This window comes from Adlercreutzia equolifaciens (assembly GCF_029076695.1).
In the GTDB taxonomy this organism is placed as follows: Bacteria; Actinomycetota; Coriobacteriia; order Coriobacteriales; family Eggerthellaceae; genus Adlercreutzia; species Adlercreutzia equolifaciens_A.
Genome location: NZ_JARFIK010000659.1, coordinates 1 through 287, shown reverse-complemented (window position 1 = coordinate 287; position 287 = coordinate 1). Strand labels below are relative to the sequence as shown.

At 48.8% G+C, this 287-nt stretch carries 1 protein-coding gene; it reads right to left on the bottom strand.

Going from position 1 to position 287, the window contains the following annotated elements; genetic code table 11:
• Positions 1–224: hypothetical protein (locus PZH32_RS14005; protein ID WP_275208881.1), on the bottom strand; the 224-nt coding region annotated here is incomplete at its 3' end.
• Positions 225–287: the final 63 nt, after the last annotated feature.

Sequence of the window (287 nt, the reverse complement as noted above, 5' to 3'; positions counted from 1 at the left end):
CTTCCATACTTTCCAAGCCACTGATTCAAAAACTCAGAAGCATCTCCGGCTTTTGCATATACAGCTGCTCTCTTGCTTCCTTCATACATATCTGTGAGAAATATTCTGGAAAGCTCCGTTCGCACAAAACCGCTTCCATTCTGCCGCAGTGCCTCCAGATAGTTCTGGAACGCAGCCTCCGTCTGTCCCTGTTTTCTTCTCACATCTCCAATTACCTTGTACACCTGGGCTCGTTTTTCCTTGCGGATCTGTCCGTCCTTGGCACGTTCTGCCAGCCATTCCAGATC